Raw genomic sequence first — 20,996 nt, 5'->3', positions numbered from 1 at the left:
AAGCGGGAGGGCTACACTGGCCGCCTTTGCACGGGTGGCGTTGCCGCCCACCGCACTGTGCCCGGGTGTTGCGCTCGGGCGCAGGCCTTGCGCATCATAAAAGTAAAACTTTGCTTCCAGCAGCCGCACCACGGAGCCCCGCCATGACCGACCCCATTGAAAAGCCCGAAACCGATCCCGAAACCGCTGCCTTGGCCCCGGCCCTGGGCCCTGACGAGCTCGAAGAGATCGACAACCTCCTTGACGACCTGCGCACGCGCGGCGACGAGATTCCCCAGTGGGAGTTCTGCGATGGCTTCATGACCGCCGTCATCTGCAACCGCCGCCCCATCGCGCCGGCCGAGTACCTGCCCATGCTGCTGGGCGATGGCGCCGAACTCGAAGTGGTCGAGGGCGAGCCCCTGCCGCTGCTGCCGGCGTTTGCCGATGCAGCCCAGCAGGCGCGGTTCCTGGAGTTGTGGACACGCCGCTGGGACGAGGTGGTGCGCCAGCTCGATGCCAAGGTCGACCGCCTGGACGACGATCAGACCTTCCAGCCCGAGGCCATGGACATGCGCGGCGCGGTGGCCAGCCTGACCGAAGAGCAACGCGCCGAGATGGACTCCGATGAGCAGGATATTCCCTCGTTCGGCCAGGTCTGGGCGCTGGGTTTCATGTTCGCCGTGGAAAACTGGCCCGAGGACTGGGCCGCCCCGCGCGACAAGGAGGCCGCCCAATGGCTCAACGACGCGCTGGACAGCATCGTTTCCCTGACCGAGGACGACACCGGCAAGCCCGAAGTCTGCATGTTCGACGAGAACGGCCCGCCCAGCACCAGCCAGGCCCGGGTAGAGGCCTTCGGCGAGGCCATCTGGGCCGTGTACGACCTGCGCCAGATCTGGAAGAGCATGGGCCCGCGCGTGGAAACCCTGCGCAAGGCCCCCGAGCCCGGCCGCAACGACCCCTGCCACTGCGGCAGCGGCAAGAAGTACAAGAAGTGCCACGGCGCCAGCTGAGCGGCGGCTGAGCCCTTTCCCTGCGGCGCACGCGGTTGCGGTGTGTCGCTTCCACGGGCGCGGCGCCCTTGGGTGTGTTTCCTGCTTTTTCTTTCCTGTCCCCGTTGACCGAGCGCGCCTGCGGCGTGCGGCTGCCCCATGAACGCCTCCACCCTGTCCCGCCTGCGCGCCGAATGGGCGCCGGTCAGCATTCCACGCGAACTGCTGGCTGGTGCCGTTGCCACCTTTGCACTGATCCCCGAGGTCATCGCCTTTTCCTTCGTCGCGGGGGTGAACCCGTCGGTGGGGCTCTTTGCCTCCTTCGTCATCAGCCTGGTGATCGCCTTCGTGGGCGGGCGACCGGCCATGGTCTCGGCGGCGGCGGGCTCCGTTGCCCTGGTGGCGGCGCCGCTGGTGCAGTCGCATGGGCTGCAGTACCTGTTGGCTGCGGGCATCCTGGCGGGCGTGGTGCAACTGGCCTTCGGGCTGCTGCGCATGGGCGTGCTGGTGCGTTTCGTTTCCAGCTCGGTGCGCACCGGCTTCGTGAATGCACTGGCCATCCTCATCTTCTCGGCGCAGCTGCCGCACCTTGCCGGCGCGGGCACGGCCACCTGGGCCATGCTGGGCCTGGGGCTGGCCATCATCTACGGACTGCCTGCGCTGGGCCAGCGCCTGGGCTGGCGCGCGCTCACGGCCATCCCTTCGCCGCTGATCTGCGTGGTGGCACTCTCGCTCTTGGCCTCTGGCATGGGCCTGCCGCTGCCCACTGTGGCCGACCTGGGCCAGCTGCCCGATTCCCTGCCCCTGTTCGGCCTGCCCGAGGTGCCGCTGGCGCTCGACACGCTGCGCATCATCGCGCTGCCCGCGCTGGCCATCGCCATGGTGGGACTGCTGGAATCGGTGCTGACCGCCGCGGTGGTCGACGAAATGACGGATACCCCGAGCTCCAAGAACCGCGAATGCGCCGGCCTGGGCGTGGCCAACGTGGCAGCCAGCCTGTTCGGCGGCATTGCCGGCTGCGGCATGATCGGCCAAGCGGTGGGCAACGTGAAGTACGGCGGGCGCGGGCGCCTGTCCACGCTGTTCGCAGGCGTGTTCCTGCTCATCCTCATGGTGGTGCTCAAGCCCTGGGTGTCGCAGGTGCCGGTGATCGCCCTGGTGGCCATCATGGTCATGGTGTCTGCCTCCACCTTCGACTGGAAGTCGCTCGGCACCCTGGTGCGCCACCCGCGCATGTCCAGCGCCGTGGTGCTGGCCACGGTGGCCGTGACCCTCTTCACGCACAACCTGGCGGCCGGCGTGGCCGTGGGCGTGCTGCTCAGCGGCGTGTTCTTTGCCTTCAAGGTGGCGCGCATGCTGCAGGTGCGCGCAACGGACGACGAAGCCAGCGGCCTGCGCACCTGGCAGGTCACGGGCCAGGTGTTCTTCGCCTCGGCGGATGCCTTCATCGACGCCTTCGACATCCTGGGCGCCGAAGGCCGGCCCGTGCGCATCGACGTCTCGGGCGCGCATTTCTGGGACGTCACCGCCGTGGCAGCGCTCGACAAGGTGGTGCAGCGCCTGCAGCACCATGGCTGCACGGTGCAGGTGCTGGGGCTCAACCAGGCCAGCGCGGTGTTGGTCGACCGGATGGGTTCGGCGCCGCGCAGCGGCTGAGGTCGGGCTGCTGCCGCAGCCTGCGCCGGCTTACTTCTTTTCCTGCGCGAGGAACTTGGCCAGGTTGCCCGCCGCCGTGCTGCGCACCTTGCGCTTGAGCGAAGGCGACCAGCCCAGCAGCAGCCCGGGCGTGCCCAGGGCCTGGCGCGACCAGCGCCAGAAGTTGAAGCGGTCGCGGTGCGTGGCGATCAGGCCTTCGGGCGTGAAGGTGAACGTGCCGTCGATGATGTTGTGCACCTTGCGCCCCGTGGCGCTGAAAAGGTAGTGTGCCTCCCAGTGCGCGCGCCCGCCCTTGTCGTCGGCCTCGATGCCGCTCGACTCGAGCTTCCAGTGCTCGGCGCCGTTCTTGCGCGTGGCAGTGGCCAGCATGCGCCACATGCCCCCGATCTGCTCGCGGCCCCTGAGCGAGAAGGCCTCGTCGTCGAAGCTGGCGTCGGGCGCGTAGCAGGCCTGCATGGTGGCATGGTCGAGCTGGCCGAAGGCGGTGTAAAAGCGCTGCAGGGTCTGGGCGTTGGGGTGCATGGAGGCTCCGGTAGGGGCAATGCGGGCTTTGGAGCCCGGGCGGCAAATGCTACACCGGCGCTGTGCAGGCCCGCTGGCGCCTGGGCGACGCGCTTGCCGCGTCAACCCAGGTAGTGGTGCAGCCGCTGCAGCGCGTGCGCCACGGTGGCATGGCGCACCGCGGCACGGTCGCCTGGGAATTGCTGCAGTTCGGTGTGCACGGCGCCATCCACGGCCCAGCCGAACCACACCGTGCCCACCGGCTTGGCCGGGCTGCCGCCCGTGGGCCCTGCCACGCCGGTGACGGCCACGGCCACCTGCGCGCGCGAATGCGCCACCGCGCCTGCGGCCATGGCGCGGGCCACTGGCTCGCTCACGGCGCCGTGGGCGTCGATCAATGCGGGTGGTACGCCCAGCAGCTCGGCCTTGGCCTCGTTGGAATAGCTCACGAAGCCGCGTTCGAACCACTGGCTCGACCCCGAGAGGTCGGTGCAGGCTGCGGCGATCATGCCGCCGGTGCAGCTCTCGGCCGTGGCCAGCATCTGCCCGCGTGCGAGCAGCCTGGCCGCGATGTCGGCCAGCAGGGTGGCCTGTGCCTTGGGATCGTTCACCACCAGAACCTCCACAGTGCGATCACCAGCAGCGTGCAGAAGGCCGCCACGAAGTCGTCCCACAGGATGCCCCAGCCCCCACGCCAGCCAAAGCCCTTGAACAGGCTGTCGGCCCAGGCCACGGGGCCGGGCTTGGCGGCATCGAAGAAGCGGAACAGCGCAAACGCAGCGAGCTGCCCCCACCAGCCCATGGGCATGGCCAGCCACAGCACCAGCCAGAAGGCCACCACCTCGTCCCAGACGATGTTGCCGGGGTCGGCGATGCCCAGGTTGCGCGCCGCCACCGTGCAGGCCCACCAGCCCACCACCGTGCTGGCGGCGATCAGCAGGCCCATGGCCAGAGGGCTCAGCCACTGCTGCAGCGCCAGGAAGGCCAGCCAGGCCCAGAGCGTGCCCACGGTGCCGGGGGCGATGCGCGAGAGCCCCGCGCCAAAGCCCAGCGCGATGCAGTGGGCCGGGTGCGAGAGCATGAAGGCCGCCGTGGCGCGGCGCGGTGCAGACGGAGTGTGGGGGGCCGTCGGATCCATGGTGGGGGCTGTCACTGGCGCTCCTGCAGCTGCAGTTCCTTGGCGTAGCGGACCGTGTGCTCGGCGCTGAACTGCGCCGTGGCGCCTGCCGCCAGCGGCTGCTGCCAGGCCACCGTGCCAGGCGTGCGGTTGAACGCCATTTCGGCGGGCTGCGGCTGGTAGCGCGACTCGACCTCGATCTTCTCGTTGCGCGAGACCGGGGCCGCATGCAGCACCTGCAGCGTGATGCCGGTCTTGTGGCGGTTCTCGACGCTATAGGCGCGGCGCGTGCGGCGCTCGGTGCGCGAGCCCGTGAAGCCCGTGGCGCCGGTCAGGTCCTGCGGGGCCTCGGCGCGCACGGTGACCAGTTCGTCCCTGCCGAACGACAGGCTGGTGCTGCCTGCAGGTGCGGTGCTGGGCGCGCCGAAGTCCAGCCGCCCGGTGCCCACGAAGGCGCCGTCGCGGTACAGGCCCACGGCACCCGCCGGCCATACGCCGGGCGGCGTGGCGATGTCGGCCACCAGGTAAGCGGCGTCTTCCACGGCCGGGGCCGTGCGCGTGATGAGCGTGGCGTTGCTGGTGTGGTTGCCCAGCGCCAGTGTCACGCGCTGGCCGCTCGAGGGCACGGTGATGCGCTGGGGCACGGCGAACTCGGTGGCAAAGCCCTTGTCGGTGGTGCTCACGTCGAAGCTGGGCATGGCCTCTTCTGCCATGGCCCGCTCCCGAGCCACAGGGGCGGGAGGCGCGGCAGGGGCCATGGCCATCGCCGGAGCCGCCATGGTCATGGGTTGCGGTGGCGGGGCCACGTCCAGCGTCCACGGGCGCGGCAGGCGGCCCTGGGTGGCGCGTCCCGGCTGGCCGGTGGAGAGGACGAGCTGCACATTGCTCCAGTCTTCGCCGCTGTTCTGTGCCACCAGGGCCTGGCGTTCGAGCAGCACGGTGGCCTTGGCCGGGTCCAGCGTGGCGCGGTAGGTCGGCTGCCAGCCGGGGCCGCGCACCTGGTAGGACAGGCGCAACTCGCCCTCGCGCTCGGCCGCCAGGTTGATGCTGACCGACACCACGCGCGCGCGCTGGCTGGCCACACGGTTGCGCTCGGCCACCAGGGGCTTCAAGGCCAACTCCAGCGCCTCCTGCTTGCGCCGCAACTGGTGCGTGCGGGCCAGTGCGTCCTGGCCCGACTTGCGCAGCACCTCGGCCATGGCGGTGATCTGCGCCGGCGTGGGGTGCTGTGTACGGCCGCCGGGGGCTTCATCGCCCGTGCCCCGACTGCTGGCCACGCCTTTGAGGTAGCTGTCCACCAGGTCCAGCGCCCCGGTTTCGGCCTTCACGCCGGCGATCTGGTCCTCCAGCTCACGGATGCGGCCGTCCAGCGGGCTGGCGCAGGCGGGGGCGACGTCGCGGTCCTCGGTGAGCACGTTGAATTCACCCAGGCGCACGCTGGCATCGGCATTGATCTGCAGGCTCTGCGCATCGAGGGAGGCGGGCAGGCAGGTGAAGGTGAAGCTGCGCGCACCCGCGGGCACCTTGGCCGCTCGCTCCACGGTGGCGCTGCCGGAATAAACGGTGACGCGGGAGATGCGGGAGTGGGTCGTGTCCTGCGCGAGCGCTGTGCCCGCAGCGCACAGCAGCAGGCTGGCGCAGACGGCGAGCCGGGCGGCGAAACCGGTGGTAGGGGTCAAGGATGCCTCCTGGTGTGGTTCGGGGCGCGCCGAGGGCGGCAGCGCGGGGTCTGTTTCAGCGTTTGTAGCGCAAATGCAGGCCGTCGTGCGGCGGCGCATGGGCGATCAACAGCGCCAACCTTGGTGGATTCATGGGATTGTCACGCAGCCTTCATACCCTCGAAAAGTCTTCCATTCTCACTCCAACAACCATGACGCATTTCATTCCCCATGCCCTGTCCATTCTTGCCCTGGGCCTGGGTATGGTCGCCTGCGGGGGCTCCGACGACGGGTTCCAGTACCCCGGCGCCAGTGGCACCAGCCTGCCCTATGAGGTGATGGGCCGGGTGGACAATGCCGAAAAGACCGAGCTGCGCAACGGCAGCTACGGTTCGTCCATGACGCCGCACCCCACCCTGGAAGGCTACTTCTACGGCCTGAGCGACCGCGGCCCGAACGCCGCCACCGAACCGAGCCGCACGCCCTCGGGCATCATCTTCATCACGCCCGAGTACACGCCGCGCATCGGCCTGTTCAAGCTCACGCCCGAAGGCAGGGCCGAGCTGGTGAGCACCATCCTGCTCAAAGACCCCAAGGGACGCCCGATCACCGGCCTGCCCAACCGCCAATTCGGCGGCACCGGCGAGACACCCTACAACCTGAACGGCAGCGTGGTGTCACTGGACCCGGACGGCGATGGAATCAAGGGCTTCGATGAAAGCGGGCTCGATTCCGAAGGCCTGGTGGCGCTGAAGGACGGCACGTTCTGGATCAGTGACGAATACGGCCCGCACATCGTGCATTTCGACGCCACGGGCAAGGAAATCGAGCGCATCAACCCCTTTGCGGCCGACCCGCGCAACAAAGCCGGGCGCACCCTGCCGGCCGAGCTGTCCACGCGCTGGCCCAACCGCGGCATGGAAGGCCTGACCATCACGCCCGACGGCAAGACGCTGGTGGGCATGATGCAATCGAACCTGTACAACCCCAGCAGCGCGGTGGGCAGCATCAACCTGGTTCGCCTCATCACGGTGAACATCGAAACCGGTGCCACGGCGCAATACCTGTACCGCCAGGATGCGGCGGGCCTGGCCAACTCCGAGATCGCAGCCCTTTCCGCCACCAGCTTCCTGGTGGTCGAGCGCGACACCAAGTTCTACGGCATCGACACCGGGGTGGTCCGCAAGAACATCTACAAGATCGACATCGGCCAGGCGACCAACGTGGACCGCTCCAACACCGCCCTGCGCAGTGCCAACGCATCGCTCACGGTGAATGCCGCCAACGGCCTGCTGGTCGATGGCAAGACGCTGGAGCTGGTGGTCAAGGACGGCGGCACCGCCGACAACTACGCCGCCGGCTGGGCGCAGCTGGCCGCGCTGGGCATCAAGCCCATCACCAAGGTGCTGGCCTATGACGCCGTTGCCTCGCAGAAGTACCCGCACGACAAGCTGGAAGGCATGTGGGTCATCGACGCGAACCGCCTGGCCATCATCAACGATGCCGACTTCGTGATCGCCCCGGACAACCTGGGCGGCATCAAGCAGAAGTACCTGTACGACGGCAAGCCCGACAGCAACATGCTGTATGTGGTGAAACCGATATCTCCGCTGTTCTGATCCTGCTCAGCGGGGGCCGTACACCGGCAGGGCCTGGCCGAGTTCATAGGCTCCGGCATCAGGGGCTCGGCCCTGGAATCCCTGGCTGATGTTGGGAATGGCCTGCCCTGCATCGACTGCCGCCGAGCCGGGTTGCAGGCGCAGGTCGGGCACGGTGTAAAGCGTGATGGGCGAACCGGGAAAAACGGGAACGGAGGCGAACGAGTCCATGCCCACCTGCACGGCGGCGCGCTCGGTGGTGCGGGCGCGCAGTTCGGCCAGGCTGGCAAAGCTGGTAGCGCCCCAGCGGCCGGTGAAGCTGCCCACGGTGGAGCCATAGGCATCGAAGTCGAGGTCGGCGCTGGCGGCATCCAGGTCGGCAATCGACAGCACGCGCCCGGTGCCGCTGGAATAGCCGCCATACGTGCCGCCCGGCCCGCCGATGAACAGGTTGTTGCGCGCATGGAGCCGCCCCACCGTAGCGCCGGCATAGATGCCGAGTGCGTCGCCGTTCTTCACCACGGTGTTGTGCAGCAGCACGTCGCCGTAGCTGCTGCGGTACAGCTTGAAGGCCACGTGCACGGCGTTGTAGACGACATTGCGCACGAAGTAGGTGGGCCCGCCCAGGCCCGGCTGCGATGACAGCGCGATGAACACATTGGTCAGCCGGTTGCGCATGATGCGGCAGTTGTGCATGCAGAAATCAGCCTCCACGCCGTCGTCTGCCGCTTCGGAAATGTCGTTGTTCAGGATGTCGATGCTGTACTGGTCCACTGCCTCGTCGTCTTCGAGCAGCGAGATGTTGTCCCGAAAGCGCGCCACGCGGTTGTTCATGACCACGTGGCCGGGGCCCGTGATGAGGATGCCCTCGCCCGCGTTGCCGCCCGATGTGCCCAGCGCCGCTTCGGACCACACCACCGTGCCGGTCACCGTGTTGTCGGCGATGTAGGCGTTTTCCGCGCGCGTGAACGTGATGATGCCGTGCCCGCCCAGTGCCGCCGTGGCGTTGACGGTGCTGCGCGTCATGCTGAAGTCGTTGCTGCCGTTGAAGCGCACGCGGCCGTTCAGGGTCAGCTCGGTCAGCATCACATGGCGCTGGTTGAAGACGCTGATCTCGCCTTCGACCACCGCGCCCGGGGTGCCCCGGATCACCAGCGGCCGTCCCGGTGCGCCACTGCGCGCCACGCTTAAGCCGCTGTAGCGCCCGGCGCCCAGCTCCACGATGTCGCCAGCATTCGCGGCCGCCAGCACGCTGGCCAGGGTGGCTGGCGTGGCGGGCTTGACGATGGCGCCCGCTGCTGGGGCTGGCGTGCTGCGTGTCGTGGCCGTGGTCGTGCGCACGGTGCTGCCGCCATCGGGGTCGGTGAGCGTGAGCTCGATCTCGTAGGTGGTACCCGGCGCCACGTCGAAGATGCTGCCCGAATGGCGCAGCGGCCAGGTACGGCCCTGGCCCGAGGTCTCGTTGTGGATGCGGCGCAGCGGCATGCCCGTGAGCCAGGTGCTGCTGCCCTGCGCGCGGTAGCGCACGCCGACCACCGCATTGCGGTTGGCATCGCCCGTGAAGGCCCATTCCACCGTGATGTTCTCCAGCGTGGGGAAGGGCGTGGTGACGGCGCCGGGCACACTGGCGTCCGCCGCGCTGGCAGGGCCCACCAGACCGCCCACGCCCAGCAGCTCCAGCTGCGGCCGGGTCAGTGTGACTCGTGGATAGGTCACGGTGCCTATCACCACCTGCGGCATGCGCAGCACGCTGCCGGTAGTCATGAACTGCAGTTCGGCGCCCACGGCGGGGTCTTCCACCCGCAGCTGCCCAGGTTCGAGCAGACGCACGACCACGTCACGGTAGCGGTCGCCGGCATCCAACTGCAGGGTGGGCAGGCGCAACGTGCTGGTGGCGGGCTCGAAGGTCGCGGTATCGGCCGCCATGGCCGCCCCTGCGGCGCTCAGGATGCAGGCGAGAAGGCTTGCCGCGAATCGGCGCAGGTGGTTGGAGTGCATGGTCATGGTGGATAGGGCGGGTTACAGCACTTCGGGCACGGCCTGTGCCAGAAAATCGTACACCGCCCGGATGCGCTGGTTGGTGCGGATCTCGCGGTGCACCGTGAGCCAGATGGGCAGGTCCGGCGGCTGGAGCATGGGGAGTATGCCCACCACATCGGGATCGGTGCGCGCCATGTAGTGGCCCACGAATCCGATACCCAGGCCGCTGCGCACGGCTTCCCAGTAGGCCATGAGGTCATCGGTGCGGAACGCGAACTGCTCGCGCGCCACCGGATGGCCCATGGCAGCAAAGCCGCGCAGGATGTCTTCATGGCGGTCGTTGCCGATGAGCTCATGCTGCAGCAGGTCGACCAGTTGGCGTGGCGTGCCCCGGCGGCGCAGGTAGTCGCGGTGGGCGTAGGCGCCCAGCGTGACCTTGCCGATGCGCTTGGCCACAAGGCTTGCCTGCATGGGCTGCACCATACGCAGCGCAATATCGGCTTCGCGGCGCAGCAGGTTGGTGACCTCGTTGCTGGACACCAGCTCCACCTGCACCTCGGGCAGCGCCTGGCGCATGCGCGCCAGCAGGGGCGGCAGCAGCACACAGGCCACCGGCTGGCTGGCTGTGATGCGCACGGTGCCGCTCACGCCGGCCTCGGCGCCCGAGACGCTGCGCGCCAACTGGTCGGCCCCGGCCTCCATCGTCCGTGCCGATTCCGCCAGTCGCAGTGCGGTCGCGGTGGGCAGCAGGCCGCGCCCCGTGCGCTCGAACAGCACCACGCCGAGCTGGGCCTCCAGCTCGGCGATGTGGCGCCCGATGGTGGGCTGGCTCGCGTTCAGCACGCGCGCAGCGCCCAGCAGGCTGCCCTGGTCCAGGGCAGCCAGAAAGGATTGGATGAGGCTCCAGTCAAAGCGTTGTTTCACGGCCGGTACAGGTATTCATTTTTGCATTGCTGTTATCGACAGTTAGCCAATTGTGTAACGGCGGCCGCATTTCCACAATCGCTCCATTCCGTCTTTGTTCAGGAGCCCTGCCATGTCGATCGCTGCATCCACCGTTCTCATCCTAGGGGCCCGCGGGCGCCTGGGGCTTGCTGCCGCCCGGGCTTTCGCCCAGGCCGGCTGGCAGGTGCGTGCCCAGGTCCGCCCGGGTGCCGCCGGCCCCGCCGTGCCCGGTGTGCAGTGGATCGCAGTCGCACCGCAGGACACGCCGGCCCTGGTGGCTGCAGCGCAGGGGGCGCAGGTGGTAGTGCATGCCATGAACCCGGCCTACACGCACAAGGCCTGGCGCAAGGAGGCGCCGATGCTGATGGACGCTGCCATCGAAGTCACTCGCACTCTGGGCGCCACGCTCATGCTGCCGGGCAGTGTGTACAACTATGGCCGTGCCATGCCGCCGGTGCTGCGCGAAGACACGCCGCAGACCGCGCTGGACTTCAAGGGGCGGCTGCGCATCCACCTGGAGCAGCGCCTGCAGGCCGCCACGCGCGATGGCGCCATGCGCGCTGTGGTGGTGCGCGCCGGCGACTTCTTTGGCAGCGGCGCTGGCAGCTGGCTGGACCAGTCCATCGCCAAGGACCTGCCCAAAGGCCGCGTCACCTGGCCCGGCCCGCTGGACATCAGCCGGCCCTGGGCCTACCTGCCCGATCTGGCCCGCACCCTGGTAAGGGTGGCCGAGGAGCGCCACCGCCTTTCTGCGTTCGACACGCTGCACTTCGCTGGCCAGCAGGTCACGGCGCACCAGTGGGTGCGGGTGCTTTCTGCCGTGGCGGCCGAGCAGGGCTGGGCAGCAGACGCCCAGACCCTGCGCGCAGGCCAGTTGCCCTGGCCGCTGCTGCGCATGGCCGGCCTGGTGGTGCCCCATCTGGCGGCCCTGGCAGACATGCGTTACCTCTGGAACACGCCGCACCGGTTGGACAACACGCGCCTGGCCGCGCTGATTGGCGAGGAGCCGCACACCCCTTTCGAGCAGGCGGTTCGCCGCGCGCTCCACGACCTGGGGCTGCTGGCCCCGGCCCATCCCCAAGCCGCCCTGGCATGAACCGCAAGGAGAGTCTCACCATGCAACGCCGTACCTTCATCCGCCTGGCCGGCGGTGGCACCATCGCCGCCGCTGCCATCGCCCCCCTGGTTGCCTGCAGCTCGGGTCCGCACTACCCCGCCCAGGCCGTCGAGGCCTGGCAGGGACCCGTGGGCGAAACCGACCTGCGCCGCCGTGCCGTGGCCTATGCCATCACCGCGCCCAACCCGCACAACCTGCAGCCCTGGGTGGTGGACCTGCGCGAAGAGGGCGTGATCACCCTGCGCACCGACCGCGAGCGCGTGCTGCCCGAGACCGACCCGCTGGGCCGCCAGATCCTGATCGGCCACGGCGCCTTCCTGGAGCTCCTGGTGCAGGCACTGGCCCAGCAGGGCATGGCCAGCGAGGTCACGCTGTGGCCGCAGGGACCGCTGCCGGCGCAATTGCGCGAATGGGACGAGCGCCCTGTGGCCCGCGTGGTGCTGCGGCCCGGCGGCGAGCCCGAGGCCTTGTTCACCCAGGTGCTGCGCCGCCGCACGCCCAAGGTGGATTTCGACCTGGCCCGGCCCGTGGCACCCGATCTGCTCAAGGCCTTGCTGGCCAGTGCGTCCCTGTCGGGCAGCCCGCAGGCGGGTGGAACGGTGGAGCCCGCCCGCCTGGACGCCTTGCGCGCGCTGTGCTGGCAGTCGGCCCAGGTGGAGCTGCGCACGCCGCGCACCATGATGGAAAGCATCCGCCTCACCCGTGTCGGCCCCTCCGAGATCCTGGAACACCGCGATGGCATCTCGCTGAACACACCGTTCATACGCGCCGCAGCGGCGCTCGGCTTCTTCGACCGCTCCGCCCCGCCCGAGGAGGGCAGTGCGGGCTACAAGGGCGCGATGGACCGCTTCGAGGGCCACAGCCGCACGGCGATGGGCTTCGTGTGGCTGACGGGGGGCAACACCCGCGCCGAGCAGATCGCGGCCGGCCGCGCCTATGTGCGCCTGCAGCTCAAGTCCACCGAACTGGGCGTGGGCATGCACCCCATGAGCCAGGCCTTGCAGGAGTTTGCCGAGATGGCGCCGCACTACGAGCGCGCGCACCAGCTGGTGTTGGGGCACGGCGCGCCCAAGGAAGCCGGCGACCCCACGGTGCAGATGCTGTGCCGCATCGGCTACCCGCAGGGCGAGGTGCCTGCCACGCCGCGCCGTCCCCTGGCGCACCTGTTGCAGGCCTGAGGCTGCTGGCTCTCAAGCCTGCGGTGCCACGTAGGCGATGAGCCGGCCCATGCGGCGTATCCATTCCGAGGTCACGATGAACTGCGGTTTCTCGCGCTTCACGTAGGGCTCGATGTCGGGTGGGTTGTCGGCCGGGTAGGGGGATGTGTCGTACACATCGCCCACATGCCTGCTGCGGTAAGCCGTGCCGGTGTAGGGCGTGGTGGGGCCATCGCCTCGGTAGGTGTTGACGATCTCGGGCACGGGCGAGGTCCAGTAGTTCTTCGTGCCCAGCTCGGTCAGCAGCGTCTGTGCCTCGCTGTCGGGCACCACCGGGGTGGGCATGGTGGCGCCGGCGAAGAGGTCCGGGAAGTCCACCTCGCGGATCGAGAAGTAGCGCGGCAGCGTGCGCGTTGCGCCCGTGGACTTGAGCGGCGAGCGCGCCACCATGTCGGCAATCGCCGTGTCGCCCATGCGGCTGAGCGACTGGTAGGTCGACTCGAGCCCGGCGATGTCGATGGGGCGGCCGGCCGAGTAGTGGCTGATGGTGTTGGTGTAGTCCTTGTCGGCGTAGTAGGCCCCGTTGTGGATGTTGGAGCCGTAGCGGTGCATGTACAGGCCGTCGTTGGTACCCAGCTCCACGAAGGTGGGATGGGTGCGCCCGCCGCCGAGCAGCGGATTGACTGTGGCTGCATCCGCCGGCAGCGGACAGGATTTGAGCCAGGCAATCGCCTCCGGGATGCGGGCCAGGTACTTCCTGTCGCCGCTGAGCTGGAAGTAGTTGAACAGCTGGCGGATGTTGGTCTGCGTGGTGTGCGTGGCCAGCGAGCGCGGCTCGTAGCTGCGCGCGCCAGCGGGCGCACCGGCTGGCCGCCCGCCTGTGGGGCGCTAGAGGTGCTGCAGGCTCCAGCCGGCCTGGGGGCCGGGCTGCTGCATGAGGCGCATGCACTCCATGGCGCGCTGGATATTGCCGATCAGGCGCGTCTCCCCCAGCGCCGTCACGCACAGCGTGAGGAACTTGATGTTCTCGCCCATCACGTCGTCGTTGAAGGTCACGTGCAGCGTGTAGTCGCCATCGGCCATGCCCACGCGGGCGCCCGGCGGCACCTGCTGCGGATTGGGCAGCGGCATGCTGCTGATGGCCCCCGGGAAATGCGGAAAGCGCTGTGGCCAGCCCCCATCGGCAATGCCGTACTCGGAGCCGAACTGCGACTGCACCACGAAGTCGATGGCGCGCTGCAGCGGGCCGGAGAAGCGCACGTCGCGCTTTTCCACGAACATGCGCAGCAGCAGCTGCGACGCCACGGCCGTGCCGGCATCGTCGAAGGTGGCGTTGCCGTAGTAGTGCTGGAACTCCTCGAGCCGCCAGCCGTTTTTGCCGATGGTGTCGTACCAGCGCTTGAGCGAATCCTCGCCCGCGAAGTCGTGGATGTAGTTCCACCCACCCGAGCGGTGCTGCGCCGCGACGATGGCCAGCGCGGTGCGCTCTGCCGCCTGGTAGTAGCGCTCATCGCCCGTGGCGTGGTAGGCGTCCAGGTACACATGGCCGACGGAGGGCGTGCCGGGCGGCTGGATCCAGCACATGGTGCGGTAGGCCTCCATCTCGCCAAAGGTCTGCTTGAGGTCGGGCGAGTACGACCACACGTAGCCACCCTGGTAGGACACCACCTCGTCCATGTACTGCGCTGCACGCTTGAGGCCGGCGGCGGCTTCGGCCTTGGGGCCGGTCAGGGGTGCGGGCCCGGAGTCGCTGCCGCCGCAGGCGGACAGCAGCAGCGGGGTCAAGGTGGTGGCAATGGCAAAGTCTCTGCGCTTCATCGGTTGGTCTCCTCGAAGGTTGGGGTCGGGGCTGGCACCTGGCGTGCCGCCATCACGGGCGTGGCCCATGGGCTCTTGTCACCTGCAGTTGCACGGCACCCAAGACAGATGATGTCGTACAACTTGGTGGTGATTCTCGACAGCTGGATCCACCGGTGTGCTGGCGTTTACCCGAACATCTTGTGTGCAGATGTTGCAGCAGAATGGCCCTCGATGCGCCCGGTTGGAGTGGGCGGATGCCATTGCAGGTATCGTTGAAGACAAGTTAGTTATATGACGTCTTATAAATTGACGCACAGTTGCTGGCGTTGAACCCTGGGTTCGACCTGACCGGCACCACAACAAAGGAGGAGACCTGTGAACCGATGGACCCGATCCGGCATGGCGACGCTGGGTGCCCTGTGCATGGCCCTGCTGTGCGCCGAGGCCAGCCATGCGCAAGCGCCGACGCGACTGCGCGCCTGGAATATCCACCCCGACGGCTACCCGGTGACCGAGGCCATGAAGGGCTTTGCCGCCCAGGTGACGCGGGCCACGCAGGGCCGTTACCAGATCGAGGTGTTCTCCAACGCCACGCTGGGCGACCAGCCCAAGGCGGTGCAAATGCTCAAGAGCGGCGAGATCGACATTGCCGAGTTCAGCTCAGGGCCCCTGTCCGACGCGGTGCCCGGCATCAAGGTGCTGAACCTGCCGTTCCTGTTCACCGACTCGGCCCACATGTTCCGCCACCTTGATGGCGCACTGGGGCAGCGCTTTGCCGCCAACCTGCAATCTGCCGGCTTCGTGGTGCTGGGCTGGTACGACGGGGGCGGGCGCTCCTTCTACTGCGCCAACCGCGCACTGGCCACCATCCGCGATCTGGCGGGGGCGTCCATCCGCGTGCAGCAGTCCGAGGTCTTCATGGAGATGATCCGGCTGCTCGATGCCAAACCCGTGGCCCTGCCTTTCAAGGAAGTGCTGGCGGGCTTCCAGCAGGGCACCATCGACTGTGCGGAGAACAACATGCCCTCCTACGAGTCCACCGGGCACTTCAAGGTGGCCAAGAGCGTGTACGTGACCAACCATGTGATCTCTCCCGAAGCACTGGTGGTGTCCAGCGCGCTATGGGCCAGGCTCTCGCCCGAGGACCGCAAGGCCTTCTCGGACGCGGGCGCCCAGTCGGCACTGCTGATGCGCGAGCTGTGGAACAAGCGCGTGGCCCAGGCGCTGGAGAACACGGCCAAACAGGGTGCGCAGTTCGTGCGGGTCAAGGACGTCTCCCCCTTCGTGCGGCGCATGGCCCCGCTGTACAACAAGTACATGGCCGACCCGACCACGCGCGAAGAACTGCTGACCATCATCTCCAAGTGATGGCGCTCCTGGGTGCCCCCGGCGCGGTCAGCCTGCCAGACGCCGCCGGCACAGGGCCACGAACTCCTGCACCGCACGCGACTGGGCCTGGCGCGGCTTGAAGGCCAGCAAGGCCCGAAAGAAGAGGCCCTCGCCCGCCAAGGGCACGCTGCACAGCCCCAGGGGCGCATGCTCGGCCGCTACCAGCAGGTTGGTCACGGCCAGCCCCGCGCCGGCCAGCACCAGCGCGCACTGTGTTGCGCTGTACGGGGTCTCGATCACGAAGCGTGGCGTGATCCCTGCGGCGGCAAAGAGTATTTCCAGCCGCTGCTGGGCCGGGTCGGTGGCCGACAGGCCGATCAGCGGCGCATCGCGCAGGTCGGCCAGCTCCAGCACTGCTTTGCGTGCCAGCGGGTGGGCAGCGGGCACGGCGCACACGGCGGGCAATTCATAGAACGCTGAGGACACCAGGCCGCTGGTGTCCGCCTCGTCGCCCAGGAAGGCCAGGTCCACGGCGCCCTGGAACAGCGCCTCGCGCAATGCCTTGGAGCTGTCGACCATCAGCAGGCAGCGGGTGCGCGGGTAGTGGCGCTGGAAATCGGCCAGCACCCCGGGCATGATGCTCGCGGCCAGGGCATGCAGGCTGCCGATGCGCAGCACCTGGTCTTCCAGCGACTGCAGCGCCACGATCTTGCGCTGCACCGCCTCCAGCCCCTCGTACACACGCTCGATTTCTTCCATCAGCGCATGGGCCTCGGGTGTGGGAACCAGGCGGCCCTTGGGCCGGTCGAACAGCGTGAGTTGTGAGCGCAGCTCCAGCTGCTGTAGCAGCTGTGTCACGGCAGGCTGGCTCACGTGCAGTGCCGCCGCCGCACGGTTGGCCGAGCCCAGCCGCATCACCATGCGGAAAACCTCGATCTGGCGCGTACTCACTTCCTTGGCATCGAGCTTGGGAAGGTTTTTCATATAAGTTTGGCTTAATGGAAACGGCTGCGGCATGGTACCGCGATGGCCTGCGCCTGACTACGATGCAGGCATGATTTCCGATACATCCTTCGGTGTGCAGCCGCACCGCTCCGGCACGAACGAAACCCCTGCCCAGCGCGAAAATCCGCGGCTCCAGGGCATGCGCTGCATTCACTGCGGCGCGCGCTACCCGGTACAGGAGATGCCCGCCGGCTGCCCTGCATGTGCAGCACAAGGCACGCCCGCCAGCGTCGAGGCGGTCTACAGTGATCTGCCGCGCACGCTGGCAGCAAGCAGCTCGGGTTATACCTGGGGCGAATGGCTGCCCTACACCCACGGGGTGTCGCTGGGCGAGGGGAACACGCCTTGCCTCACGCTGCCGCGGCTGGCCCGGTCCCTGGGCATCCGCGAACTGACGGCCAAGCACGAGGGCGTGAACCCCACGGGCTCGCACAAGGACCGCATGTCGGCCCAGGCCGTGACCCGCGCGCTGGCGGTGGGTGCCTCCAAGGTGGTGCTGGCATCGAGCGGCAATGCGGCCGTGTCCGCTGCCGCTTACTGTGCGGCGGCGGGTCTGCCGTGCGAAATCGCCACCTACCGGGACATGCCGGAGTCCTTTGCCCGAGCGCTGGACCGCCTGGGTGCCCGCCGGGTTGCGTTCGACCAGGGACTGGACCGCTGGACCCATGTGCGCCGGCAGGTACTGGACGAGGGGGCCTTTGCGCTCACCAACTTCAGCGTGCCGGCCGTGGGCAGCCCGGCCTTCGGCGTGGAAGGCTACCGCGCGGTGGCGCTCGAATGCGTGGCCGAGGGCTGCGTGCCCGACCATGTGCTCGTACCCACTGCGCGTGGCGACCTGCTCTGGGGCCTGTACAGCGGCCTGCGCGACCTGCTGGCCGCAGGGCTGATCACGCACATGCCGCGCCTGTGGGCAGTGGAGCCCTTTGCCCGGCTCAGCCAGGTGCTGGCCGGCGCACCGGCCCAGGCCGATTTCAGCGGCAGCACTGCGCAGTTCTCCATTGCCGGCAGCACCGTCACCCTGCAGCAGCAGATCGCAGTGCAGCGCTCGGGCGGCGGTGCCGCCGTGGTAGGCGATGCGGATGCGGCCCGTGGCGTGGCCGAGCTCGGTGCCCAGGGCCTGTGGGTGGAACTGTGTGCGGGCGCCTGCGTGGGCGCGGCGTCACAGCTGCGCCGGCAGGGCCGCATTGCGCCAGAGGACCACGTGCTGCTGTTGCTCACCGCCAAGGGCGACCGAGACGCCTGATCGCTTTTTTTCTATCTCTTCGCCTGACCAAGGACCCTTGTCATGACCTTCCTGTTCCGCCGCAGCTTCGTGCTGGCCTGTGCCTGCCTCCTGGGCACCAGCGCCTTCGCCGCCTATCCCGACAAACCCGTGCGCCTCATCGTGCCGTGGGCACCGGGCGGCAGCACCGATGCCATTGCCCGCGCCATTGCGCAGCGCATGGGCGAGTCGCTGGGGCAGAGCGTCATCGTGGACAACCGCTCTGGCGCGTCTGGCCGCATCGGCACCGAGGCGGCCGCCAAGGCGGCACCCGATGGCTACACCATCGCCATCGTGGAGTTGCCCCATGCCATTGCGCCTGCTGTCGCGGCCAAACTGCCTTACGACCTGCTCAAGGACTTCACGCCGATCTCGATGGTCGGCACCTCGCCGCTGCTGTTGTTCGTCAACGGCAGCAGGTACAAGGCGGGCGACATCAAGGGATTCCTGAAGGACGGGCGCGCCAGCGCCACACCGGTCACCCTGGCCCACAGCGGCAATGGCTCCATCAGCCACCTCTCGTCCGAACTGCTGGCCGGGGCCAGCGGGCTCAAGGTCAATGCCATCCCGTACCGAGGCTCGGCCCCGGCGCTCACCGACGTGGCGGCCGAGCAGGTGGCGGGCCACTTCGCCACGCTGGCCAGCGGTGCATCGCTGCTCTCAGCGGGCAAGATCTCCGTGCTCATGACCACCGGGCCTGCACGCCTGGCCTCGATGCCCCAGGTGCCCACGGCCCGCGAGGCGGGCCTGGCCGGCATGCAGTTCAACCAGTGGTGGGCTCTGGTGGCTCCGGCCACCACACCCATCGAAGTGATCGAGCGGCTGCGCAAGGAAGCCATTGCCGCGCTGGAGCACCCCGCCACGCGCGAGCGCCTGACCACGCTGGGCATCGAGCTCAAGGGTTCCACGCGCGACGAACTGCGCGGCTTCCTGCGCGACGAGGTGGGCCACTGGGGCGCCGTGGTGCGCAAGATTGGCCTGCAGCCGGAGTGAACCGCAGCTACTGCGGGATCAGCCGGGCGACGAGGGCACGAGGTACTCTCGCACCAGGCTGCGCGCGCGGTGCAGCCGGCTCTTCGCCGCCTCGCGCGTGGTGGAGAGGCGCTGGGCCATCTCCTCGATGGTGAGCTCCTCGAAGTCGCGCAGCAGCAGGGCTTCGCGGTACAGGGGCGGCAGCGAGTCGATGGCCAGGGCCAGGTCGTGGCGCAACTCGTGGTCGGGCCGGTGCGACCAGGCCAGCGCATCTTCCACCTGCGCCAGTGGCTCGCCCCTGAGCCAGGCCAGCGCCGGGCGCATGCACAGCCGCTGCACGATGCGCACCACCCAGCCGCCAAAGGCTGCCACCTCGCGCAGCGCGCCCACGCGGCGGTAGACGATGATCAGCGCCTCCTGCACCACGTCGTCGGTCGCGGTGGTGGCCGCGCAGTGGCGCAGCGCATAGCGGCGGATGTCGGGCCGGGCCAGCGCCAGCAGGCGCTCCATGGCCTCGGTGTCGCCCGCCTGCGCGGCGGGCAGGAGCTGCGCCAACGTGTTCGAGGCAGTGCCCATTCCACCGGCTTTCTGCCCACCATGGCGCAGGCCGGGCAGTAGCCGAACATGCCGGTCACGATGCCCATGGCGCCCGATGCCGCCAGCACCAGGCCCAGCGGTGTGGCACCCAGCCAGAAGAGGCTGGCGGCGATGAGGGCTACCCCGGCGACGACGCGCAGCAGGCTTTCGGGACGGGTGATGTTCTTGCGGTACAGCATGGCAAAGCTCCTTGGGTGTTGAAAGAGAAAGCGCCGGCACGGGGCGCCTTCCCTGACAAGAGCGGGCCTTGGGGCCAAAGGATTCATGCTGCGAGAAAAAAGCTGTCAGCCGAAGTGGTCGAACGAGGCGTAGCGGTGGTCCACTGGCCGGCCTTGCCCATCCACCAGCCGCAGGCCGGGTTCCGCCTCGATCACCCCGATGCGTGCCACCGGTGTCTGGCTGGTCTTCGCAGCAGCCAGCACAGCCGCACCCTGCGATGGCGGTGCGGTGAAGGCCAGTTCGTAGTCGTCGCCACCGGCCAGGGTGCACTGGCGCAGCAGCTCGGGGTCCGCCACGGTGCTGCCATGGGCCATCAGGGCGCCCGTGAGCGAGGTGTCGATGCGTGCCCCCACGCCGGATGCCTTGAGGATGTGGGACAGATCGCCCAGCAGCCCGTCACTCACGTCCATGGCACTGCTGGCCACGTTGCGCAGCGCCAGGCCCAGGGCCACGCGCGGCGTGGGCTGCTCCAGCCGCAGGCGGGCGGCGGCGAGCACCTCGGGGGGCAGGGCCGTGTGCCCCAGCAGCGCCTCCAGCGCCAGCCGGGCATCGCCCAGGGTGCCGCTCACATACAGGTCGTCGCCTGCGCGCGCGCCGCTGCGCAGCAGGGCCTGGCCGGCAGGCACCTCGCCGAACACCGTGATGCAGATATTGAGCGGGCCCTGCGTGGTATCGCCCCCCACCAGTTCGCAGCCATGCGCATCGGCCAGGGCCAGCAGCCCGCGTGAAAAGCCGGCCAGCCAGGCCTCGTCCACGCGCGGCAACGCCAGCGCCAGGGTGAAGGCCAATGGCCGGGCTCCGCAGGCCGCCAGGTCCGACAGGTTCACGGCCAGGGCCTTGTGGCCCAGCAGCTCGGGTGCCACGTCCGCAAAGAAGTGGCGGCCCTCCACCAGCATGTCGCTGGAGACGGCCAGCTGCATGCCCGGCGCAGGTGCCAGCAGCGCGCAGTCGTCCCCCACGCCCAGCGCGGCGCGGTACACGGGCCGCGTGAAATAGCGTGCGATCAGATCGAATTCACCCATGGGTCGATTGTGGCGTGCCCCGCGTTCATTGGCACCGACAGCGTGACATATCTCTGCAACACACGGTGCCTAGAGTTACCGCTTCCTG

General features: G+C 68.8%; 20 protein-coding genes. 8 read left to right on the top strand and 12 right to left on the bottom strand.

All coding sequences use genetic code 11. The features are described from left to right. Positions 1 to 143 precede the first annotated feature (143 nt). The gene (locus QYL93_RS16800; RefSeq protein ID WP_305744687.1) at positions 144 to 995 is read left to right on the top strand and encodes a UPF0149 family protein; all 852 of its coding nucleotides are present in this window, start codon (positions 144 to 146) and stop codon (positions 993 to 995) included. Positions 996 to 1,133: 138 nt separating this feature from the next. Further along, complete coding sequence (locus QYL93_RS16795; RefSeq protein WP_305744686.1) at positions 1,134 to 2,630, top strand: SulP family inorganic anion transporter; 1,497 nt, start codon at positions 1,134 to 1,136, stop codon at positions 2,628 to 2,630. Positions 2,631 to 2,660: 30 nt separating this feature from the next. Here the strand turns inward: QYL93_RS16795 and QYL93_RS16790 are convergent, their stop codons facing one another. The 4 genes from QYL93_RS16790 to QYL93_RS16775 all read right to left on the bottom strand — a co-directional run bounded on the left by QYL93_RS16790 (position 2,661) and on the right by QYL93_RS16775 (position 5,927). After that, positions 2,661 to 3,152 (bottom strand): nuclear transport factor 2 family protein, encoded by a 492-nt coding sequence (locus QYL93_RS16790; protein ID WP_179683129.1) that lies wholly within the window; start codon positions 3,150 to 3,152, stop codon positions 2,661 to 2,663. Between the two features lie 101 nt (positions 3,153 to 3,253). Further along, complete coding sequence (locus tag QYL93_RS16785) at positions 3,254 to 3,673, bottom strand: CinA family protein (RefSeq protein ID WP_305744718.1); 420 nt, start codon at positions 3,671 to 3,673, stop codon at positions 3,254 to 3,256. A gap of 65 nt (positions 3,674 to 3,738) precedes the next feature. Beyond that, complete coding sequence (locus tag QYL93_RS16780; RefSeq protein WP_305744685.1) at positions 3,739 to 4,269, bottom strand: phosphatidylglycerophosphatase A; 531 nt, start codon at positions 4,267 to 4,269, stop codon at positions 3,739 to 3,741. An 11-nt stretch (positions 4,270 to 4,280) separates the two neighbouring features. Continuing rightward, positions 4,281 to 5,927: a DUF4139 domain-containing protein gene (locus tag QYL93_RS16775; protein WP_305744684.1), complete on the bottom strand. Its 1,647-nt coding sequence runs from the start codon at positions 5,925 to 5,927 to the stop codon at positions 4,281 to 4,283. A 191-nt stretch (positions 5,928 to 6,118) separates the two neighbouring features. On the opposite strand from QYL93_RS16775, the gene QYL93_RS16770 reads away from it, so the two are divergent. After that, complete coding sequence (locus QYL93_RS16770; protein ID WP_305744683.1) at positions 6,119 to 7,525, top strand: esterase-like activity of phytase family protein; 1,407 nt, start codon at positions 6,119 to 6,121, stop codon at positions 7,523 to 7,525. A 6-nt stretch (positions 7,526 to 7,531) separates the two neighbouring features. On the opposite strand, the gene QYL93_RS16765 is transcribed toward QYL93_RS16770, so the two are convergent. Continuing rightward, complete coding sequence (locus QYL93_RS16765; protein ID WP_305744682.1) at positions 7,532 to 9,508, bottom strand: right-handed parallel beta-helix repeat-containing protein; 1,977 nt, start codon at positions 9,506 to 9,508, stop codon at positions 7,532 to 7,534. A 15-nt stretch (positions 9,509 to 9,523) separates the two neighbouring features. Then, on the bottom strand, positions 9,524 to 10,408 hold the full coding sequence (locus QYL93_RS16760) for a LysR family transcriptional regulator (protein ID WP_305744681.1): 885 nt from the start codon (positions 10,406 to 10,408) through the stop codon (positions 9,524 to 9,526). Between the two features lie 112 nt (positions 10,409 to 10,520). On the opposite strand from QYL93_RS16760, the gene QYL93_RS16755 reads away from it, so the two are divergent. Together QYL93_RS16755 and QYL93_RS16750 are read left to right on the top strand one after the other, a co-directional pair. Further along, positions 10,521 to 11,525: an NAD-dependent epimerase/dehydratase family protein gene (locus QYL93_RS16755; RefSeq protein WP_305744680.1), complete on the top strand. Its 1,005-nt coding sequence runs from the start codon at positions 10,521 to 10,523 to the stop codon at positions 11,523 to 11,525. A 20-nt stretch (positions 11,526 to 11,545) separates the two neighbouring features. Next, complete coding sequence (locus tag QYL93_RS16750; protein WP_305744679.1) at positions 11,546 to 12,724, top strand: twin-arginine translocation pathway signal protein; 1,179 nt, start codon at positions 11,546 to 11,548, stop codon at positions 12,722 to 12,724. A gap of 12 nt (positions 12,725 to 12,736) precedes the next feature. Here the strand turns inward: QYL93_RS16750 and QYL93_RS16745 are convergent, their stop codons facing one another. Both QYL93_RS16745 and QYL93_RS16740 read right to left on the bottom strand, forming a co-directional pair. Then, positions 12,737 to 13,345, bottom strand: coding sequence for a hypothetical protein (locus QYL93_RS16745; protein ID WP_305744678.1), 609 nt, complete (start codon positions 13,343 to 13,345; stop codon positions 12,737 to 12,739). Positions 13,346 to 13,591: 246 nt separating this feature from the next. Next, positions 13,592 to 14,521 carry a pectate lyase gene (locus QYL93_RS16740; protein ID WP_305744677.1) on the bottom strand — a complete coding sequence of 310 codons (930 nt, stop codon included), beginning with the start codon at positions 14,519 to 14,521 and terminating at the stop codon, positions 13,592 to 13,594. Positions 14,522 to 14,926: 405 nt separating this feature from the next. On the opposite strand from QYL93_RS16740, the gene QYL93_RS16735 reads away from it, so the two are divergent. After that, a complete protein-coding gene (locus QYL93_RS16735) occupies positions 14,927 to 15,871 on the top strand; it encodes a TRAP transporter substrate-binding protein (protein ID WP_370876986.1) in 945 nt (314 codons plus the stop codon). A 27-nt stretch (positions 15,872 to 15,898) separates the two neighbouring features. On the opposite strand, the gene QYL93_RS16730 is transcribed toward QYL93_RS16735, so the two are convergent. Then, positions 15,899 to 16,816, bottom strand: a complete 918-nt coding sequence (locus QYL93_RS16730; protein WP_305744676.1) for a LysR substrate-binding domain-containing protein — start codon at positions 16,814 to 16,816, stop codon at positions 15,899 to 15,901. A gap of 70 nt (positions 16,817 to 16,886) precedes the next feature. Between QYL93_RS16730 and QYL93_RS16725 the strand changes: the two genes are divergently transcribed. After that, on the top strand, positions 16,887 to 18,080 hold the full coding sequence (locus QYL93_RS16725) for a pyridoxal-phosphate dependent enzyme (protein WP_305744675.1): 1,194 nt from the start codon (positions 16,887 to 16,889) through the stop codon (positions 18,078 to 18,080). Positions 18,081 to 18,122: 42 nt separating this feature from the next. Continuing rightward, complete coding sequence (locus QYL93_RS16720; protein ID WP_305744674.1) at positions 18,123 to 19,091, top strand: tripartite tricarboxylate transporter substrate binding protein; 969 nt, start codon at positions 18,123 to 18,125, stop codon at positions 19,089 to 19,091. 18 nt (positions 19,092 to 19,109) lie between these two features. Here QYL93_RS16720 and QYL93_RS16715 read toward each other — a convergent pair whose 3' ends face one another. The 3 genes from QYL93_RS16715 to thiL all read right to left on the bottom strand — a co-directional run bounded on the left by QYL93_RS16715 (position 19,110) and on the right by thiL (position 20,908). Continuing rightward, positions 19,110 to 19,580: an RNA polymerase sigma factor gene (locus QYL93_RS16715; protein WP_305744716.1), complete on the bottom strand. Its 471-nt coding sequence runs from the start codon at positions 19,578 to 19,580 to the stop codon at positions 19,110 to 19,112. Beyond that, positions 19,478 to 19,846, bottom strand: a complete 369-nt coding sequence (locus tag QYL93_RS16710) for a DUF2892 domain-containing protein (protein ID WP_305744673.1) — start codon at positions 19,844 to 19,846, stop codon at positions 19,478 to 19,480. The genes QYL93_RS16715 and QYL93_RS16710 overlap by 103 nt, the downstream gene beginning before the upstream one ends. 105 nt (positions 19,847 to 19,951) lie before the next feature. After that, positions 19,952 to 20,908, bottom strand: a complete 957-nt coding sequence (gene thiL / locus QYL93_RS16705; RefSeq protein ID WP_305744672.1) for a thiamine-phosphate kinase — start codon at positions 20,906 to 20,908, stop codon at positions 19,952 to 19,954. Positions 20,909 to 20,996: the final 88 nt, after the last annotated feature.

The sequence above is a fragment of the Acidovorax sp. A1169 genome, assembly GCF_030704685.1.
Lineage (GTDB): Bacteria > Pseudomonadota > Gammaproteobacteria > Burkholderiales > Burkholderiaceae_C > Acidovorax.
Note: the sequence above shows the minus strand (reverse complement) of the source record. Positions and strands in the feature narration are given on the sequence as shown.

What these genes read in the sequence shown, in the direction of transcription:
- QYL93_RS16800 (WP_305744687.1), top strand. Translation starts at nt 144, where the DNA reads ATGACCGACCCCATTGAAAAGCCCGAAACCGATCCCGAAACCGCTGCC.
- QYL93_RS16795 (WP_305744686.1), top strand. Translation starts at nt 1,134, where the DNA reads ATGAACGCCTCCACCCTGTCCCGCCTGCGCGCCGAATGGGCGCCGGTC.
- QYL93_RS16790 (WP_179683129.1), bottom strand. Translation starts at nt 3,152, where the DNA reads ATGCACCCCAACGCCCAGACCCTGCAGCGCTTTTACACCGCCTTCGGC.
- QYL93_RS16785 (WP_305744718.1), bottom strand. Translation starts at nt 3,673, where the DNA reads ATGCTGGCCACGGCCGAGAGCTGCACCGGCGGCATGATCGCCGCAGCC.
- QYL93_RS16780 (WP_305744685.1), bottom strand. Translation starts at nt 4,269, where the DNA reads ATGGATCCGACGGCCCCCCACACTCCGTCTGCACCGCGCCGCGCCACG.
- QYL93_RS16770 (WP_305744683.1), top strand. Translation starts at nt 6,119, where the DNA reads ATGACGCATTTCATTCCCCATGCCCTGTCCATTCTTGCCCTGGGCCTG.
- QYL93_RS16765 (WP_305744682.1), bottom strand. Translation starts at nt 9,508, where the DNA reads ATGACCATGCACTCCAACCACCTGCGCCGATTCGCGGCAAGCCTTCTC.
- QYL93_RS16755 (WP_305744680.1), top strand. Translation starts at nt 10,521, where the DNA reads ATGTCGATCGCTGCATCCACCGTTCTCATCCTAGGGGCCCGCGGGCGC.
- QYL93_RS16750 (WP_305744679.1), top strand. Translation starts at nt 11,546, where the DNA reads ATGCAACGCCGTACCTTCATCCGCCTGGCCGGCGGTGGCACCATCGCC.
- QYL93_RS16740 (WP_305744677.1), bottom strand. Translation starts at nt 14,521, where the DNA reads ATGAAGCGCAGAGACTTTGCCATTGCCACCACCTTGACCCCGCTGCTG.
- QYL93_RS16735 (WP_370876986.1), top strand. Translation starts at nt 14,927, where the DNA reads ATGGCCCTGCTGTGCGCCGAGGCCAGCCATGCGCAAGCGCCGACGCGA.
- QYL93_RS16730 (WP_305744676.1), bottom strand. Translation starts at nt 16,816, where the DNA reads ATGAAAAACCTTCCCAAGCTCGATGCCAAGGAAGTGAGTACGCGCCAG.
- QYL93_RS16725 (WP_305744675.1), top strand. Translation starts at nt 16,887, where the DNA reads ATGATTTCCGATACATCCTTCGGTGTGCAGCCGCACCGCTCCGGCACG.
- QYL93_RS16720 (WP_305744674.1), top strand. Translation starts at nt 18,123, where the DNA reads ATGACCTTCCTGTTCCGCCGCAGCTTCGTGCTGGCCTGTGCCTGCCTC.
- QYL93_RS16715 (WP_305744716.1), bottom strand. Translation starts at nt 19,580, where the DNA reads ATGGAGCGCCTGCTGGCGCTGGCCCGGCCCGACATCCGCCGCTATGCG.
- QYL93_RS16710 (WP_305744673.1), bottom strand. Translation starts at nt 19,846, where the DNA reads ATGCTGTACCGCAAGAACATCACCCGTCCCGAAAGCCTGCTGCGCGTC.
- thiL (WP_305744672.1), bottom strand. Translation starts at nt 20,908, where the DNA reads ATGGGTGAATTCGATCTGATCGCACGCTATTTCACGCGGCCCGTGTAC.